Origin of the sequence: Cellulosimicrobium sp. 72-3 (genome assembly GCF_013127315.1) — a bacterium.
GTDB classification, from domain to species: Bacteria; Actinomycetota; Actinomycetes; order Actinomycetales; family Cellulomonadaceae; genus Cellulosimicrobium; species Cellulosimicrobium funkei.
In genome coordinates this window covers 612770-630499 of the sequence record NZ_CP053419.1, presented here as the reverse complement: position 1 = coordinate 630499, position 17730 = coordinate 612770, and the positions used below count along the sequence as shown (strand labels likewise).

The following is a 17730-nucleotide window of genomic DNA, read 5'->3' as shown; positions in this document are numbered from 1 at the left end:
CCCGTGCTCGACGCCACGCAGGCTCGTGCTCGGCGGGACAGCCCCGTCAGGGCAGGCGGGCGAGCAGGCCGGCGCGGACGGTCGGCCACTCGTCGCGGAGGACCGAGAAGTAGGCGGTGTCCTGGCGGGAGCCGTCGGGCGCCACGCGGTGGCTGCGCAGGACGCCCTCCGGCACTGCGCCCAGGCGCCGGATCGCCCCGATGGACCGGCTGTTGCGGGCGTCGGCTCGGAGCGCGACGCGCGCGACCCCGAGGTCCTCGAACGCGTGCCGCAGCAGGAGGTACTTGCACGCCGGGTTCGTCGTCCCGCCCCACCACTCGCGCGCGTAGAACGTGGACCCGAGCTCGACCCGGCCCTGGGACGGGACCCACTCGTAGAGCGACGTCGAGCCACGGACCACGGCGTCGGCGGTCGCGCCGTCCGCACCGGGTGCACCGGGAGCGCCGGGAGCACCGAGGACCGCGAACGCGAGCCGGCCCGGCGCGGCGGCCGCGTCGCGCACGTAGCCCTCCATCGCCTCCGTGCCGCGCGGGACGGCGCTGGACATGCCCGCCCAGATGCCGTCGTCGACGAGGGCGCCGAGCGCCGGCGCGTGGGTCGCGGCGAGCGGTTCGAGGCGGACGCCGAAGCCTTCGAGGACGGTCTCGTGCTGCACCCGCACATCCCACCACACCACCGGTGCTCCGACCGCGTGCGAACCCGGCCGACCGTGGTTACGGTCGAGAGGTACCGACGAGAGGAGCACCCATGGGACTCGGAGACAAGGCCAAGCACGCCGCCGAAGAGGCGGGTGGCAAGCTCAAGGAAGGCGCGGGCAAGCTCACGGACAACGAGCGGCTCGAGGCCGAGGGCCAGGCTGACCAGGCCAAGGCCAACGTCAAGCAGGCGGGCGACGACGTCAAGGACGCGTTCGACCGCTGACGTGCTCCACCGTTCTGCTCACGAGGGCTCCGCTCCGGCGGGGCCCTCGTGGCGTCTCCGGGACCGTTCGACCGGGACGCGACGACCGGGATGCGACGACCAGGACTCGACGAGCGGGAGCCGCGACGGTCAGGACGCGGCGAGCGGCCGGACGTCGGCCGACGGCGCCGGGGCGAGCACCGGGACGACGCGCGGGGCGGTGATCCGCGCGAGGAGGCCCACCTCGACCCCGGGCCACTCGGGCGCGAGGATCGAGAACAGCACGGAGTCGGCGCGCGTCCCGTCGGGCGCGGTGCGGTGCCCGCGCATGACGCCCTCCTCGTGGGCGCCGAGACGGCGCATCGCACCGAGCGAGCGCTCGTTGCGGGTGTCGACGCGGAAGCCGACCCGGTGCACGTCCCACGTCTCGAACGCGTGGCGCAGCAGGAGCCACTTCGTCACGGGGTTGACGAGGCTCCCCCACGTGGAGCGCGCGTAGAACGTGCGGCCCACCTCGACGCGGCGGTCGACGAGCGACAGGTCGCGGAACGCGGTGCTGCCAAGCACGGCGCCGGGCGCGCCGTCGGGGTCGACGGCGCGCACGACGAAGCCCGTGAGGTCCGGGGCCGCGCGGGTCGCGGCCACGAGATCGGCCATCCCCGCGACCCCGTAGGGCAGGGGGATGCTCATCCCTGACCACATCGCCTCGTCGACGAGGCCGGCCAGCGTCTCAGCGTGCTCCAGGGCCAGCGGTTCCAGCCGGAAACCGTGCCCCGAGAGGACGACGTCGTGCAGCACAGCGCATATCAGAGCACACGCGGAACACCGCGCCAAGAGGGTCCGGCGACGCGGTGGACAACGCTCGGCGACGACCCGGTGAACAGGCTGCCGCGTCGGCCGCCGGTGACGGTCAGACGGCCGGTCCGCAGCCCGCCGCGTCGGCGAGGAAACCCGCCGCCGCGGTCGCGAAGAGCCCCTCCAGGCCGGACCCCGCGGGGACCGGGCGCGGGTCGTCCACGACGGCCCAGCAGCCGTCGACGACCTCGTACCGGGTGGTCGGTCCCTGCTCGACGTACGCGCGCACGGCCTCGACGAGGCGCACGACGTCCGCACCGGTCGTCCCGACGCCCACCGAGGCGCGGATCGCGCCCGCGTCGTAGCCGAGGCGCGCGAGCAGCGGGTGCGCGCAGAACCGGCCGTCGCGCACGCCGATGCCGTGCTCGGCCGAGAGGTAGGCGGCGACGAGGCCCGGGTCGTGGCCCTCGACGGCGAACGTCACGACGCCGACCGGGTCGACGGCGTCGTCCCACACGCGCACGACCCGGACACCCGGGACGGCCTCCAGGCCCGCGACGAGGGCCGCGCGGAGCGCCGCCTCGTGCGCGTGCAGGTCGGCCGGGTCGAGCGCGGCGAGCGCGTCGCACGCCGCCGCGAGCGCCGCGGCGCCCACCACGTTCGGCGAGCCGGCCTCGTGGCGTGCGGGCGCCGTCTGCCACTGCGTCCCGGTCACCGCGACCTGGCGCACGGCGCCGCCGCCCGCGAGGTAGGGGGTGCCCGCGTCGAGCCAGTCGCGCCGCCCGACGAGCGCCCCCGCGCCGAACGGCGCGTAGGTCTTGTGCCCCGAGAACGCGACGTAGTCGACGCCCGACGCGGCGAGCGAGAACCCGCGGTGCGGGACGAGCTGCGCGCCGTCGAGCACGACGCGCGCCCCGGCGTCGTGCGCGGCGCGGACGACCTCGGCGACGGGCAGGGACTCGCCCGTGACGTTGGAGGCGCCGGTCACGGCGACGAGCGCGTACGGGAAGCGCGCGAGCTCGGTGCGCAGGCCCGAGAGCGTCTCCGCGACGGACGCGCCGCCCGCGAGGACCGTCGCGCCGCCGGCGCGCTGCCACGGCAGCAGGTTCGCGTGGTGCTCGACGTCGAGGACGAGCACGCGCCCGGGCGTGCCGTCCGGGTTCGCCGGGACGCAGCCCGCGAGGAGGTTGAGCGAGTCGGTCGTGTTGCGCGTGACGACCGTGACGTCGTCCTCGCGCGCGCCGACGAACGCGCCGATCGTGCGGCGCGACGCCTCGTAGAGCGCCGTGGAGACCTGCGAGAGGTAGCCCGCGCCGCGGTGCACGCTCGCGTAGAGCGGCAGCACCTCGGTCACGCGGTCCGCGACCGAGCGCAGCGCCGGGGCCGACGCCGCGACGTCGAGGTTCGCGTACGGCACGCTGCGGCCGTCGACGAGCGGGACGAGCGTGTCCCCGCCGACGACGGGCAGGAGCGCGGGCGCGTCGGCGAGCGCCGCGAGGTCAGGGGCCGGGGCGTCGGTGGGACACGAGACGTCCGCGAGAGCAGTCATGGCACAGTCCTCCAGGGTCGTCCGGGGAGAACCTCCCCGCGCTTGCCGCCCGCCGGTCGGCGTGCGGCCTGGTCGTCACCCGGGGCACCCCGCCGCGAGAGGAGGGTTGCCGGCCAGCAAACCGGGGTTTCGCGCTGGCGCTCATGACCTGCGGACCAGGATGTCCGCGCGGACGGTGACGTGTCAACCGGTGGTCACGGCGTCTCGGATGGCGGGACGCGGCGCTCCGCGTCATAAGCCCGCGCGTCGGAGCCACGCGGCGTCGGGCACCTCCACCCCGGGCCGCTCCCCGAGACGGGCGTTCCGCACGTCGGACGCGTGGCGTACGATCCGAGCCAACCATCCGGAGCGGCCGAGTGACGTGGCACGTCGACGCCGCAGCAACCCCCCGGACCGCCTCGGCGGCCGGGCGCAGGGTGCTACTGCCACGATCGATGGAGGAGGACTCTCATGAGCGACCAGTCCCAGCAGGCGTCGGCACCCCGGCCGGCACCCCCCGAGGCGCGTCCCGCCGTCGGCTACGCCGGCGACCTCACCCCGCAGCAGGCGTGGGACCTGCTCGCGCACGACGAGCGCGCCGTGCTCGTGGACGTCCGTACCGAGGGCGAGTGGCGCACCATCGGCGTGCCCGACGCCACGGAGCTCGGCCGCGACGTCCTGTTCGACGAGTGGGTGACCCCGGCGGGCCCCAACCCGCGGTTCCTCGACCGGCTCGTCGAGGCAGGTCTGACGCCCGGCGACGAGCGTCCCGTCGTGTTCCTGTGCCGCTCGGGCCAGCGGTCGATCGGCGCGGCGCGCGCGGCCACGGCTGCCGGGCTCGGGCCGTCGTACAACGTGCTCGAGGGCTTCGAGGGCGCCCAGGGGTTCTCGGGCCTGCGGGACGTCGAGGGCTGGAAGGTCCGCGGGCTGCCCACCACGACGTTCGACGAGGCCGCCCGGTGAGCGCGGTCGTGCCCGGGAGCGTGCCCGGCGGCTCCGGCCGCAAGCCCCTGCCCGCGAGCGCCCGCCCCGCGACGCTCGCCGTGCGCGGCGGCCACGCGCGCACCGAGTTCCAGGAGACGTCCGAGGCGCTGTTCCTCACGCAGGGCTACACGTACGACCGCGCCGCGGACGCCGAGGACGCGTTCAAGGGGGAGCTCGACCGGTTCGTCTACTCGCGCTACGGCAACCCGACCGTGCACACGTTCGAGGAGCGCCTGCGCCTCCTGGAGGGCGCGGAGGCGTGCTACGCGACGGCGTCCGGCATGTCCGCCGTGTTCACGGCGCTCGCCGCGCTGGTGCGGTCCGGGTCGCGCATCGTCGCGGCGCGCGCGCTGTTCGGGTCGAGCCTCGTCATCTTCGACGAGATCTTCGCGAAGTGGGGCGTGCGGACGGACTACGTCGACGGCCACGTGCTGTCGCAGTGGGAGGAGGCGCTGTCCACCCCCGCGGACGTCGTGTTCTTCGAGACGCCGTCCAACCCCATGCAGGACGTCGTCGACGCGCGGCGCGTGAGCGAGCTCGCGCACGCCGCCGGCGCGGTCGTCGTGCTCGACAACGTGTTCGCGACGCCGCTGCTGCAGCGGCCGCTCGAGCTCGGGGCCGACGTCGTCGTCTACTCGGCGACCAAGCACATCGACGGGCAGGGCCGCGTGCTCGGCGGCGCGATCCTCGGGACGGAGGAGTACGTCACCGGCCCGGTGCAGACGTTCATCCGCAACACCGGGCCGTCGCTCTCGGCATTCAACGCGTGGGTGCTGCTCAAGGGCCTCGAGACGCTGCCCGTGCGCGTCGCCGCGCAGAACGCCGCCGCGGCACAGGTCGCGGAGGCGCTGGAGCAGCTCCCCGGGATCGGCCGCGTGCGCTACCCGTTCCTCGCGTCGCACCCGCAGCGCGAGCTCGCTCAGTCGCAGCAGAGCGGCGGCGGGACCGTCGTGACGTTCGACCTCGCCGTGCCCGAGGGCACCGACCCCGAGACGGCGAAGAAGCGCGCGTTCACGTTCCTCGACGCGCTCCAGGTCGTCGACATCTCGAACAACCTCGGCGACGCCAAGTCCCTCGTCACGCACCCGGCCACCACGACCCACCGCAAGCTCGGCCCCGAGGGCCGCGCCGCGGTCGGCATCGCGGAGACGACCGTGCGCTTGTCGGTGGGCCTGGAAGACCCGCAAGACATCATCGAGGACGTCGAGCAAGCCCTGAACTCCTGACCCCCGCCTCCCGCCGAGCAGGCGGTCGTGGTTCGTCCCGGCGCCGGGACGAACCACGACCGCCTGCTCGGCAGGCAGGAGGGGCGTGGTCGACCCGGGTAAGTCGCTCTAGCCTGACCCGGGTGACCGCCTACGTCCGCCCGCCGATCCTCCGCCAGGTGTTCCACGACGCCGACGGGGTGCCGTTCGAGTACGGCAGGCGCTGGGACCATCTCGACGGGCCGCCCGAGGACACGTACTCCGTGGACTCCCACCCGGAGCGGTTCGCGCCGCTCGCCGGCGTCGCCGACGCGCTCGTGCGGCACCTCGCGGCGACGTACGCCGTCACGGTCGAGGACGTCGACCTGCGCGGCGTCGACCTGGCGTCGCACACCGCGGTCGGGCCCGCGCACCCCGTGCTCGCGGGGGTCCGGAACGTCGGTCCGGACGCCGTGCGGGCGGTGCGCGTCACGCCGGCGTCCGACGACGCCGCGGCGCTGGCCCTCGTCGTGACGGACTACCCGGGACTCGTGGTGCGCGCCGGCGTGCTCCACGAGGACACGTTCCCGTCGTGCGGGTGCGACGCGTGCGACGACACGGCGGCGGGCGCAGCAGAGGCGCTCGAGGACCTCGTGCTGGGGGTGGCGGCGGGCCGGTTCTCGGAGGCTGTGCGGCGGGCGCTCCCCGGTCGTCACGAGTGGTGGGTGGCGCACCGCCTCGACGAGCCCGACGGCGGGTACTCCGCTGGCGAGGGCCGCACCCGGCTGGCGCGCGGCGTCGGGCAGCAGGCAAGACGGCGCCTCGCCACCCTCCCGGGCGGGCTCTGGCAGCCCTGGCCCGCCGCGGACTGAAACCCTCGCGCCGCGCAGGCGGACTCGCGTCGTCCGGGAACCGGAACGGGCCGCCACCGCGCGCTCGGCGGCCGGGCGCGCCTGATCGAAAGACGTGGCTCGTCGCCCGGGGTGCGGCCTACGGTCGTCGGGTGCCCGACGCCATCTTCGACGACCCCCGCCTCGCCGCCCTCTACGACCCGCTCGACCCGGACCGGTCCGACCTCGACGCCTACGTCGCGATCGTCGACGAGCTGGGCGCGCGCCGAGTGCTCGACGTCGGGTGCGGCACCGGGACGTTCGCGTGCCTGCTCGCACAGCGTGGCGTCGAGGTGGTCGGCCTCGACCCGGCGGGTGCGTCGCTCGACGTCGCCCGCACGAAGCCGGGCGCCGAGCGCGTGCGCTGGCTGCACGGCGACGCGACGACCCTTCCCCCGCTCCAGGCCGACCTCGCGACGATGACGGCGAACGTCGCGCAGGTGTTCCTCACCGACGACGCGTGGGCCGCGACGCTGCGGGGCGTCCACGACGCGCTCGTGCCGGGCGGGTGGCTGGTGCTCGAGACCCGTGTCCCCGCCCGTCGGGCCTGGGAGGGGTGGGTCCGCGAGGCGACGGTCACGCGCGTCGAGGTGCCCGACGTCGGCCCGGTCGAGTCCTGGACCGACCTCACCGACGTGTCGCTCCCCTTCGTGTCCTTCCACGACACGACCGTGCTGCCCGACGGCACCACGCTCCACTCCGACTCGACGCTGCGCTTCCGGGAGCGCGACGAGGTCGAGACGTCGCTCGTGGCGTGCGGGTTCGAGGTCGTGGACGTCCGGGACGCGCCCGACCGCCCGGGTCGCGAGTGGGTGTTCGTCGCACGGCGCGGCTGAGAGAACGCCGACCGGTTCCGACGCGGGCGCTGGGTGCTCGGTCACGGGCACGATGAACCTGTGGACGGCGGTTCGACGGTGTGGGTCGCACCTCGTAGATTCCTCGTAGCGCACGGCCACGGCCGGGCACATGATCACGCCACCACCACCGACAGGGGTCGTCTTGCTGCACGTGCACCGCTCCGAGCGTGCCGAGGCGCTCGTGGCGCCGCTCGCCGCCGTGCTCGCGGAGGTCCCGGCGGACCCGTTCACGCCGGACGTCGTGGCGGTCCCGACGCGCGGGGTGGAGCGGTGGCTCGCGCAGCGGCTCTCGCACCACCTGGGCGCGGGCGAGACGGCGGGGATCTGCGCGAACGTGGACTTCCGGGGCCCGCGACGGCTCGTCGAGCAGGTCGTGGCCGACCTCACGGACCTCGACCCCGACGACGACCCGTGGCGGCCCGAGCGGCTCGCGTGGTCGGTGCTCGAGGTGCTCGACGCGCACCTCGCCGAACCGTGGGCGGCGCCGCTCGCGCGCTACGTCGGCGACCCGGGCGACGAGGTGCGGCGGGGCCGGCGGCTCACGCTCGCGCGGCGGCTCGCGGACCTCCTGGTCGACTACGCCCGGCAGCGGCCCGAGGTCGTGCTGGCATGGTCGGCCCCGGTCACGGGGACCGCCGTCGCGCCGGACGACCTCGCGTGGCAGCCCGAGCTGTGGCGCCGCCTGGTGGAGCGCGTCCCGGCGACGGACCCGGCGCGGCGCGTGACGGAGGCGGTCGCGGCGCTGCGTGCGGACCCGGCGGCCGTCGACCTGCCGCCGCGGTTGTCCGTGTTCGGGCCCACGCGGCTCCCCGAGGACGAGCTCCGGGTCCTGCGCGCGCTCGCCGAGCACCGCGACGTCCACCTGTGGCTCGTGCACCCCTCGCCGGCGCTGTGGGCGACGGTCGCCGCGTCCGCCGGCGACCCCTCCACGAGCGGCGCGGAGCCGGGCTCGGACCACGCGGGCGCGCCCGTCCGGCGTCGCGCGGACCTGCCGACGTTCGCGCGCCACCCGTTCCTCGCCTCCACCGGCCGGGACACGGTCGAGCTGCAGCTGCGGCTCGCCGCGGGCGAGGCGCGCGAGACCCACCACGAGGCCGCGCCCCCGCCACCGACCCTGCTCGGCGCGCTGCAGTCCGCGCTGCGGGCCGACGCACCGGACGGCGCCCACGTGCTGGACCCGACGGACCGCTCCGTGCAGGTGCTCGCGTGCCACGGCCGCGCCCGGCAGGTCGAGGTGCTGCGCGAGACGCTCGTCGGTCTGTTCTCCGCCGACCCGACGCTCCAGGCGCGCGACGTCATCGTGCTGTGCCCCGACGTCGAGACGTTCGCGCCGCTCGTCACCGCGGCCTTCGGCGCCGTCCCCGAGCTCGGCGACGACGCGCACCCCGGCCAGCGGCTGCGGGTCAGCCTCGCGGACCGCGGCGCCGGGACCACCAACCCCGTGCTCGCGCTGCTCGCCACGCTGCTGCGCCTCGCGGACGGCCGCGTCACGGCGTCCGAGGTGCTCGACCTCGCGGCGAGCGGCCCGGTCCGCCGCCGGTTCCGCTTCTCCGACGACGACGTCGACCGGCTGCGGCAGTGGGCCGTCGAGGCGGGGGTCCACTGGGGCGAGGACGGCGAGCGTCGCGCCCGCTTCGGGATCGACGGGCACGTGCGGCAGGGCACGTGGGACGCGGCGCTCGACCGCATCCTGCTCGGCGCCGCGATGGCCGACGAGGACGCCCGGTTCGTCGGGCCTGCGCTCCCGCTGGACGACGTCGGCTCGACGGACGTGGACCTCGCGGGCCGGCTCGCGGAGCTCGTCGCGCGGCTCACGGAGATCCTGCGCGGTCTCGACGGCGTGCACCCGCTCGCGCACTGGCTCGACACCCTCGACCGCGCGCTCACGCTCCTGGCGGAGGCGCCGCCGACGGAGGCGTGGCAGATCGGCTCTGCGCGCCGCGTGCTGGGCGACGTCCGGGCGGCGGGTGCCGCGCACGGCGGCGTCGCGCTGCGGCTCGCGGACGTGCGGGCGCTGCTCGACGACCGCCTGGCCGGGCGCCCGACGCGCGCCGGGTTCCGCACGGGCGCGCTCACCGTGTGCTCGCTCGAGCCGATGCGCTCCGTGCCGCACCGGGTGGTCTGCCTCCTCGGGCTCGACGACGGCGTGTTCCCCCGCACCGCCGCGCCCGCGGGCGACGACCTGCTCGCCCGGCACCCCGAGATCGGCGAGCGCGACGCGCGCAGCGAGGACCGGCAGATCTTCCTCGACGCCGTCGCCGCGGCGGGCGACCACCTCGTCGTCGTGCACACGGGTGCCGACGAGCGCACCGGGGCACCGCGCCCGCCCGCGGTCCCCGTGGCGGAGCTGCTCGACGCGCTGGACCGGGTGGCGACCACGGCCGACGGGCGCGCCGCGCGCGAGCACGTCGTCGTGCAGCACCCGCTCCAGACGGTCGACGAGCGGAACTTCACGCCGGGCGCGCTCGGCGTCCCCGGACCGTTCAGCCACGACGACGCCGCGTTCGCCGGGGCCCGCCAGGCGCGCCAGAAGCGTGAGCCGGTCGGGGCCCTCGTCGGCGCACCGCTCTCGCTGCCGACCGGTGCCGCCGTCGGCTCCGTAGAAGGACCGGGGTCGCCCATGGCGACCGGGGGCCGCGCGGACGTCGAGCTCGACGACCTGGTCCGCCTGCTCGAGAACGCACCCCGCTGGTTCGCGCAGCACACGCTCGACGTGGGTCTCGTGCTGGAGGAGGAGGACGTCGAGGACCGGCTGCCCCTCTCCCTCACGGGGCTGGCGGGCTGGGGCGTGGGCGACCGCGTGCTGCGGGCCGCGCTCGCGGGCGTCGACCCGAACCGCGCGATGCAGGCCGAGTGGCGCCGCGGCCAGGTCCCGCCGCGCGAGCTCGGCCGGTCGGCGCTCCAGGAGGTCGTCCGGGCTGTGGGGCCGCTCCGGGTCGCGGCCGTCGAGGCCGCGCGCGAGGCCGACGTCGCGGCCGGTCGTCCCGTGAGCCAGGACGTGCTGAGCTCTGCCGAGACGGTCGACGTGCGAGCGACCCTCCCGGACGGCGGCACGCTCGTCGGCAGCGTGCCGGGCGTGCACGGCGCGCGCGTGGTGCGCACGGAGTACTCGCGGCTCGGGCCGAAGCACCGGCTGCGCGCCTGGGTGCAGGCGCTCGCGCTGCGCGTGAGCGCCCCGGACCGCCCGTGGGACGCCGTCGCGATCGGCCGGTCCCCCCGCGGGCCGGGGGTCGCGTGGTCGACGCTCACGCCGCCCGACCGCGACACGGCGGCCGCCGTGCTGGCCGACCTCGTGGCCCTGCGCGACGAGGCCGCCCGCGAGCCCCTGCCGCTGCTCCCCGAGGTCGCGCTCCGCTACGCCGAGGAGCGGCGCACCACCGACGCGCGCGACGCCCTGATGCGCGCCGGGTGGGCGTGGAACAAGGGCTTCGAGCGCAAGGACCCGTACGTCGTGCTCGCGTGGGGCCAGGACCCGGCGCTCCCCGACCTCGCGGGCCACGCGACGACCGCCGACCTGGGCCGCTTCCCCGACGACCCGACCCGCCTCGGCGCGCTCGCGCGCCGCGTGTGGGACCCCCTGCTGGAGCACGAGCTGCGAGGTGCGCGATGAGCGGCCCGACGTCCGCACCCGCCACGCCCGCCGCGGCGTCCGGACCCGCGGTGCCCGGACCCGTCGCGGGGAGCCCGCGGCGCTTCGACCCGTTCGGCGACCTGCCGCGCGGGACGGTCGTGCTCGAGGCGAGCGCCGGCACGGGCAAGACGCACACCATCGCGACCCTCACGACGCGCTACGTCGCCGAGGGCGTGGCGGCGCTGCCCGAGATCATGCTCGTGACGTTCGGCCGGGCCGCGACGTCGGAGCTGCGCGACCGCGTGCGCGAGCGCCTCGTCGCGACCGAGCGCACGCTGCGCGGCCCCGACCCGGCACACAGCACCGACGAGCTCGTCCGGTTCCTCGCCGCGGTCGACGCCGACGAGCTCGCCCGCCGTCGCGAGCGCCTGCGCGTCGCGCTGTCCCAGCTCGACGCCGCGACCATCACGACGACGCACGGGTTCTGCCAGCAGATGCTCACCGCGCTCGGGACGGCGGCCGACGTCGACCTCGCGACGAGCTTCCTGCCCGACGTGGCCGACCTCGTCGAGGAGGTCACGGACGACCTGTACGTGCGGCGGTTCGCCGACCAGAGCGAGCCGATCCTCTCGCCGCGCGACGTGCGCGCGGTCGCCCGCGCGGCGGTGAGCGACCACGGGGCGGTGGTCGCGCCGTCGGACGCGGCCGAGGGCTCGGTGGCCGCGGCGCGGTACGAGGTCGCCGTCGCCGCCCGCCGCGAGGTGGAGGCGCGCAAGCGCGCGATGCACCTGCTCGACTACGACGACCTCCTCGTCCTGCTGCGACGCGCCCTCACCGACCCGGAGCACGGTGCGACGGCGACGCAGCGCGTCCGGTCGAGGTTCCGCGTCGTCATGGTGGACGAGTTCCAGGACACGGACCCCGAGCAGTGGGCGATCCTGCGCACCGCGTTCCACGGGCGGCCCGACGAGAGCAGCGCGCTCGTCCTCATCGGGGACCCCAAGCAGGCGATCTACGCGTTCCGCGGCGCGGACGTCGTGACGTACCTGCAGGCCGTCGAGGACGCGACGGACACCGCGACGCTCAGCACGAGCTGGCGCAGCGACGGCCCACTCCTCGCAGGCCTGCACGCGCTGCTCGGCGAGACGGCGCTCGGCGACCCGCGCATCGTCGTGCGCCCGGTCGACGCGGCGCACCCCGAGGCGCGGTTCTCCGGCGGCGCGCCGGTGCGGCTGCGGCAGGTGACGCGCCGCGCCTACCGGCTGGGCGCCTCGTCGGCGCCGTCGGCCCCGGACGCGCGCGGCCTGCTCGCGAAGGACGTCGCGGCCGACGTCGCGAGCCGCCTCGGCACCGCGTCCGGCGGCGGCGACCGCGTGCGCGACGACGCCGGCGGGGCGGCAGGCGACGCGGTGCGCTGGCGCCCGCTCGAGCCGCGCGACGTCGCCGTGCTGACGCGCACGAACGCGCAGGCCGAGGCGGTGCGCTCGGCGCTCGTCGCGCTGGGTGTGCCGGCGGTCGTCTCGGGGCCGTCGAGCGTGTTCGGGTCGGCCGCGGCGCAGGACTGGCTCACGCTCCTCGCGGCGCTGGAGCAGCCGGGCCTCCACCGGCGCGCGACGGCGCTCGCCCTCACCCCGTTCGTCGGCTGGGACGCGCAGCGCCTCGCGACGGCGGACGACGCGGACCACGACGAGCTCGGCGACACGGTCCGGGCCTGGGCGCACCTGCTCGCCGACCGGGGCGTGGCCGCGGTCGCGGAGGTCGCCGCACGGCGGGGGGCGACGGCGCGTGTCATGGCGCGCGCCGATGGCGAGCGCTACCTCACCGACCTGCGCCACGTCACGCAGGCGCTGCACGAGGCCGCGACGACCGAGGGGCTCGGCACGGCCGCCCTCACGGCCTGGCTCCGGACCCGGATCGCGGAGGTCGGGACGGTCTTCACCGACGAGCGCACCCGCCGTCTCGAGACCGACGCCGCCGCCGTGCAGGTCGTCACCGTGCACGCCGCGAAGGGCCTCGAGTTCGGCGTCGTCTACGTCCCGTTCGGGTGGGAGCGGTTCGAGCCCGACGACCAGGAGCTGTTCGCGTTCCACGACGACCACGGGCAGCGCGTGCTGCACCTCGGCGGGGTCGGCTCCCCCGGGTTCGTGGACGCCAAGGCGCGCTGGCGCGACGAGGAGCTGGGCGAAGACCTGCGCCTGCTGTACGTGGCGCTCACCCGGGCTCGGCACCAGGTCGTCGTGCACTGGACCCCCACGAAGCGCAGCACGGGATCGGGACCGCTCACCCGCCTGCTGCTCGCCGACCGGATGCTCGGCGGCGAGCCCGGGCGCCACGCACGGCCCGACGCGATGCGCGACGACGCCGTCCGGTCCGCGTTCGAGGCCGTCGCGGCGCGGTCGGGCGGGACGGTCGTCGTCGAGCAGGTCGACGCGCGGCCGAAGGGCGAGCGCTGGTCGCCCGGCACCCGGTCGGGCACGGACCTCGCGCTCGCGACCGCCATCCACCTCCCGGACCGTGACTGGCGGCGGGCGTCGTACTCGGCCCTGACCGCGGCCGCGCACCACGGCCCGGTCGGCGGGATCGAGAGCGAGCCCGAGGACCCGGGCGTGCAGGACGAGCCGGAGGAGACCACCGACGACGACACCGCCGCGCCCGCGTCCTCGACCTCGGCCCCGCGCCCCGGCGCGGACGTGCCGTCCCCGTACGAGGGCCAGCCGGGCGGCACCGCGTTCGGCACGCTCGTGCACGAGATCCTCGAGTACGTCGACACCGCGGCCGACGACCTGGACGCCGAGGTGCGCGCCCGCTGCGCGCAGGCGGCGACGGTGCGTGTGCCGGGCGTCGAGCCCGTCGCGCTCGCGACGGCGCTCGGCCTGTCGCTGCGCACGCCGCTCGGCCCGATCGCGGGCGGGCTCACGCTCGCCGACGTCGACCCGCGCGACCGGCTGCCCGAGCTCGAGTTCGAGCTCCCGCTCGCCGGGGGTGACGAGACGGAGGGCGTGCGCCCCGCGACGCTGCGCGACCTCGCGGACGTCCTGCGGGCGCACCTGCCCGCCGACGACGCGTTCGCGCGCTACCCCGACCTGCTCGCGGCGCTGGCCGACGAGTCCGAGACCGGCACGGGCACCGGTGGCGTCCCGCTGCGCGGCTACCTCACGGGCTCGATCGACGCCGTGCTGCGCGTGCCAACCCCGGGTCCCGACGGCGCTCCGGGCGGGGATCCGGGCGGCCGCCGCCGGTACCTCGTCGTCGACTACAAGACGAACCGCGTCGGGCCGCCCGGGGTCCCGCTCGCCGTGGGCGACTACCACCCCGACGCCATGCGCGACGCGATGCTCGCCTCGCACTACCCGCTGCAGCTCGTGCTCTACCTCGTCGCGCTCCACCGCTACCTGCGGTGGCGCGTGCGCGACTACGACCCGGACCGCGACCTCGCCGGCGGGGCGTACCTGTTCGTGCGCGGCATGGCCGGCCCGGACACGCCCCGCGGCCCCGACGGCACCCCGTACGGCGTCGTCGCCTGGAGCCCGCCGCCCGGGCTCGTCGTCGCGCTGTCCGCCCTGCTCGACGGAGGTCGCGCATGACCACGACCACTCCCGGGTCGGCGCTCCGGCCCACCGCTCCTCCTGCGGGCGACGCGGTCGACGAGGGCGACCCGCGGCTCGCCGTCGGCGTGCCGGCGGGCCTGGCGCCGTTCAACGTCGCGCGCGTGGTCTCGGCCGCCGACGTGCGCGTCGCGCTGCGGCTCGGAAGGCTCACGGGCGAGCACGACGACCGGGTGCTGCTCGCCGTCGCGCTCGCCGTCCGTGCCGTGCGCAGCGGCTCCGTGTGCGTGCGCCTCGACGACCTTGGCTCCCTGGCGCTGCCCGAGGACGAGGAGGCCGCCCGGACCGATGCCGCCGACCTGCCGTGGCCGGACCGCACCGCGTGGGTCGACGCCGTCGCGCGCAGCCCGCTCGTCGCCGTCGGGGTCGAGGGCGCACCCGACCGGCCCGCGCGCTGGGTCGGGGGCGCGCTGTACCTCGACCGCTACTGGCGAGACGAGCTCGCGGTCCGGCACGACGTCGACGGCCGGCTCGCGGCGCCCGACCTGCCGGTCGACGCCGACCGCCTCGACGCCGCGCTGGCCCGCCTCTTTCCCGCGGCGGAGGACACGCGCCAGCGGCTCGCCGCCGCGCACGCCGCCACGCGCCGGCTCACCGTCCTCACGGGTGGCCCCGGCACCGGCAAGACGACGACGGTCGCGCGGCTGCTCGCCGTCCTGCACGACGCCGTCCCGCACGACGCTGCCCGCCCCGCGGCCGCGGCGGCGCCCGCTCCGTCGCGCGCGGGGGCGAACGCCCCGGCCGACCAGGGCACGGCCCTGCGTGTCGCGCTCGCCGCCCCGACCGGGAAGGCGGCCGCACGGCTCCAGGAGGCGGTGCGCGAGGTCGTCGCCGGGTTCGGGGACGCGGCCGACCGCGCGCGCGTCGGGACGCCCGTCGCGACGACGCTGCACCGCCTCCTCGGGTACCGGCCGGGCAGCAGCACCCGGTTCCGTCACGACGCGCACCACCACCTGCCGCACGACGTCGTCGTCGTCGACGAGACGTCGATGGTCGCGCTGCCGCTCATGGCGCGGCTGCTCGAGGCGCTGCGGCCGGACGCGCGGCTCGTGCTCGTCGGGGACCCGGACCAGCTCGCCTCGGTGGAGGCCGGTGCCGTGCTCGGCGACCTCGTGCACCGCGAGCCCGTCACGCCGCCGGCCACCGCACCGGTCGTGCTCGCGGCGGCCGAGACCGCGCTGACCGACGCGCCGCCGCCCGCGGACGGCGAGGTCGACGACCGGGCGGTGCTCGGCAACGGCGTCGTCCGCCTGCGCACCGTCCACCGGCAGGACCGCGACTCGGAGATCCTGCCGCTCGCCGCCGCGATCCGGGCCGAGGACGCGGAGGCGACGCTCGCCCTGCTGCGCGCGGGGCACGGGTCCGTGGAGTTCCTCGAGACGCCCGACGACGAGCCCGACGACGCGGCGCTGGCCGCGGTCCGCGCGGACGCCGTCGCGGCGGGGACCCTGCTCGTCGAGGCCGCGCGCGCCGGGGACGCGGCCGCCGCGCTCGACGCGCTCGCGCGGCACCGCGTCATGGTGGCGCACCGGCGCGGGCCCGCGGGGCGCGGCCGGTGGGCGGCGCAGGTCGAGGCGTGGGTCGAGGAGGCGACCGGCCACCACGCGACCGACTCCCCGTGGGTCGCCGGGCGCCCCCTGCTCGTCACGACGAACGACGCCGAGGTCGGCCTCTACAACGGCGACACCGGCGTGCTCGTCGCGGAGCCCTCGGGCGGGGTCGTCGCCGTGTTCGGGGACCCGCGCGCGCCGCTGCGCGTGCGCACGCACCGGCTGCCGCCCGTGGAGACCGTGCACGCCATGACGGTCCACCGCGCGCAGGGCAGCCAGTTCGACCGGGTCACGCTCGTCCTGCCGCCCGCGACCTCGCCGCTGCTCACGCGCGAGCTGCTGTACACGGCGGTGACGCGCGCGCAGTCGTTCGTGCGCGTCGTCGGCTCCGAGGACGCCGTGCGCACCGCGGTGACGAGCCCGGTCCACCGGGCGAGCGGGCTGCGGACTCCGCTGCCCGGCGGTCAGTCCTCGGTACGCTCCGCCTGATCCCGCTCGCGCAGCTCCTTGAGGCGGCCCCAGGGCACGAGCACGATCCAGGCGACGGACGCGACGGCGGCGCCCATGATCATCGAGGGGACGTCCATGGCGACCATCCTGGCAGGCGTGCGCGGTCGCCCCGGGGAATGAGGCACGAGGGTGGCCGGTTGGCACCAGGGTGAGCACCCAGACCCCCCGCCTGTCCGTCCTCGACCTCGTGCCCGTCCGCTCGGGCCAGTCCAGCACCCAGGCGGTGCGAGCGTCGCTCGACCTGGTCCGCCTCGCCGACCGGCTCGGCTTCGAGCGCTACTGGTTCGCCGAGCACCACAACATGCCCGCGGTCGCGGCCTCGACCCCGCCCGTGATGATCGCCGCGGCGGCGTCGGTGACCGACCGGATCCGCGTCGGCTCGGGCGGCGTCATGCTGCCCAACCACGCGCCGCTCGTCGTGGCCGAGCAGTTCGCGGCGCTCGAGGCGATCGCGCCGGGGCGGGTCGACCTGGGCCTCGGCCGCGCCCCCGGCTCGGACCCGGTCGTCACGCAGCTCCTGCGCATCACCGGCCCCACGGCCGACGTCGACCGCTTCCCCCAGCACGTCACGGACATCCTCGCGCTCATGAGCCCGCAGGGCGCGACGCTGCGCCTCACGAGCGGGCAGGTCTACGACGTGCACGCGACGCCCGCCGCGGACGGCACCCCGACGGTCTGGCTGCTCGGGTCGAGCGACTACTCCGCGCGCCTCGCCGCCGAGCTGGGCCTGCCGTACGTGTTCGCGAACCACTTCTCGGGCCAGGGCGTCGACGAGATCCTCGCCCTGTACCGCGAGGGCTACCGCCCCAGCGAGGCGTTCCCCGAGCCCCGCACGTTCCTCACCCTCAACGCCGTCGTCGCGGAGACCGACGACGAGGCGCGCGCCCGGGCACTCCCCCAGGCCCGCATGATGGCGCGCCTGCGCACCGGGCAGGCGCTCACCGCGCTCGAGACCGTCGAGGAGGCGCAGGCCGCGCCGCTCGACGGTGCGGCCGGGGAGATGGTCGAGGACAGCCTGCGCCGCTGGGCCGTCGGGACGCCCGACGCCGCGGCGGCCGAGGTCCGTCGGCTCGCCGAGCGGCACGGCGTGGACGAGGTCATGGTCGTGCCCGTCGCCGCGTCCCGTGCGGACGAGGCGCTCGACGCGACGCCGGGCCGCGCGCGCACGCTCGAGCTCCTCGCGGAAGAGCTCGCCGCCTGACCCGGAACCGCCGAGCACGACGAGATTCTCCCGCCAGCGGGTACTTGCCACGCCGGGCGACTCAGTCGTCCTGCCCTACGCAAACACGACGGCGGACGCCGCCTACGACGGACACGACTGCTGACACCTTCAAGACCAACCATCGCGGTCCGGTG

13 protein-coding genes and 1 riboswitch are annotated in these 17730 nt (G+C 76.6%); of the genes, 9 read left to right on the top strand and 4 right to left on the bottom strand.

Translation table 11 applies throughout. From position 1 onward, the window contains the following. Positions 1-46: 46 nt before the first annotated feature. The gene (locus HKK73_RS02825; protein ID WP_085388544.1) at positions 47-655 is read right to left on the bottom strand and encodes a GNAT family N-acetyltransferase; all 609 of its coding nucleotides are present in this window, start codon (positions 653-655) and stop codon (positions 47-49) included. A gap of 92 nt (positions 656-747) precedes the next feature. Here HKK73_RS02825 and HKK73_RS02820 point away from each other — a divergent pair, with 92 nt between their 5' ends. Beyond that, on the top strand, positions 748-921 hold the full coding sequence (locus tag HKK73_RS02820; protein WP_009866995.1) for a CsbD family protein: 174 nt from the start codon (positions 748-750) through the stop codon (positions 919-921). Between the two features lie 129 nt (positions 922-1050). Here HKK73_RS02820 and HKK73_RS02815 read toward each other — a convergent pair whose 3' ends face one another. Beyond that, positions 1051-1698, bottom strand: coding sequence for a GNAT family N-acetyltransferase (locus tag HKK73_RS02815; protein WP_076403620.1), 648 nt, complete (start codon positions 1696-1698; stop codon positions 1051-1053). 112 nt (positions 1699-1810) lie between these two features. Beyond that, positions 1811-3244, bottom strand: coding sequence for an aminotransferase class V-fold PLP-dependent enzyme (locus tag HKK73_RS02810; RefSeq protein ID WP_171467399.1), 1434 nt, complete (start codon positions 3242-3244; stop codon positions 1811-1813). 33 nt (positions 3245-3277) lie between these two features. After that, positions 3278-3393: riboswitch (SAM riboswitch) on the bottom strand. A 301-nt stretch (positions 3394-3694) separates the two neighbouring features. Here HKK73_RS02810 and HKK73_RS02805 point away from each other — a divergent pair. From HKK73_RS02805 to recD, 7 genes are all read left to right on the top strand, one after another. Beyond that, complete coding sequence (locus HKK73_RS02805; RefSeq protein ID WP_085386624.1) at positions 3695-4186, top strand: rhodanese-like domain-containing protein; 492 nt, start codon at positions 3695-3697, stop codon at positions 4184-4186. Further along, entirely contained in the window at positions 4183-5433 is a 1251-nt protein-coding gene (locus HKK73_RS02800) for an O-succinylhomoserine sulfhydrylase (protein WP_253705759.1), read from the top strand. Before HKK73_RS02805 ends, HKK73_RS02800 begins: the two co-directional genes overlap by 4 nt. A gap of 122 nt (positions 5434-5555) precedes the next feature. Further along, positions 5556-6263, top strand: a complete 708-nt coding sequence (locus HKK73_RS02795; RefSeq protein ID WP_171467398.1) for a DUF6226 family protein — start codon at positions 5556-5558, stop codon at positions 6261-6263. A gap of 131 nt (positions 6264-6394) precedes the next feature. Beyond that, a complete protein-coding gene (locus tag HKK73_RS02790; protein WP_171467397.1) occupies positions 6395-7117 on the top strand; it encodes a class I SAM-dependent methyltransferase in 723 nt (240 codons plus the stop codon). Between the two features lie 172 nt (positions 7118-7289). After that, entirely contained in the window at positions 7290-10748 is a 3459-nt protein-coding gene (recC, locus tag HKK73_RS02785; RefSeq protein WP_253705885.1) for an exodeoxyribonuclease V subunit gamma, read from the top strand. Further along, positions 10745-14293 carry a UvrD-helicase domain-containing protein gene (locus tag HKK73_RS02780; protein ID WP_171467395.1) on the top strand — a complete coding sequence of 1183 codons (3549 nt, stop codon included), beginning with the start codon at positions 10745-10747 and terminating at the stop codon, positions 14291-14293. The genes recC and HKK73_RS02780 overlap by 4 nt, the downstream gene beginning before the upstream one ends. Next, complete coding sequence (gene recD, locus HKK73_RS02775) at positions 14290-16353, top strand: exodeoxyribonuclease V subunit alpha (RefSeq protein WP_171467394.1); 2064 nt, start codon at positions 14290-14292, stop codon at positions 16351-16353. The genes HKK73_RS02780 and recD overlap by 4 nt, the downstream gene beginning before the upstream one ends. On the opposite strand, the gene HKK73_RS19290 is transcribed toward recD, so the two are convergent. Next, a complete protein-coding gene (locus HKK73_RS19290; protein ID WP_021483523.1) occupies positions 16329-16451 on the bottom strand; it encodes a hypothetical protein in 123 nt (40 codons plus the stop codon). The genes recD and HKK73_RS19290 overlap by 25 nt on opposite strands. 71 nt (positions 16452-16522) lie before the next feature. Here HKK73_RS19290 and HKK73_RS02770 point away from each other — a divergent pair, with 71 nt between their 5' ends. Continuing rightward, complete coding sequence (locus tag HKK73_RS02770; protein ID WP_114553765.1) at positions 16523-17575, top strand: LLM class flavin-dependent oxidoreductase; 1053 nt, start codon at positions 16523-16525, stop codon at positions 17573-17575. The last annotated feature ends 155 nt before the right edge of the window (positions 17576-17730 follow it).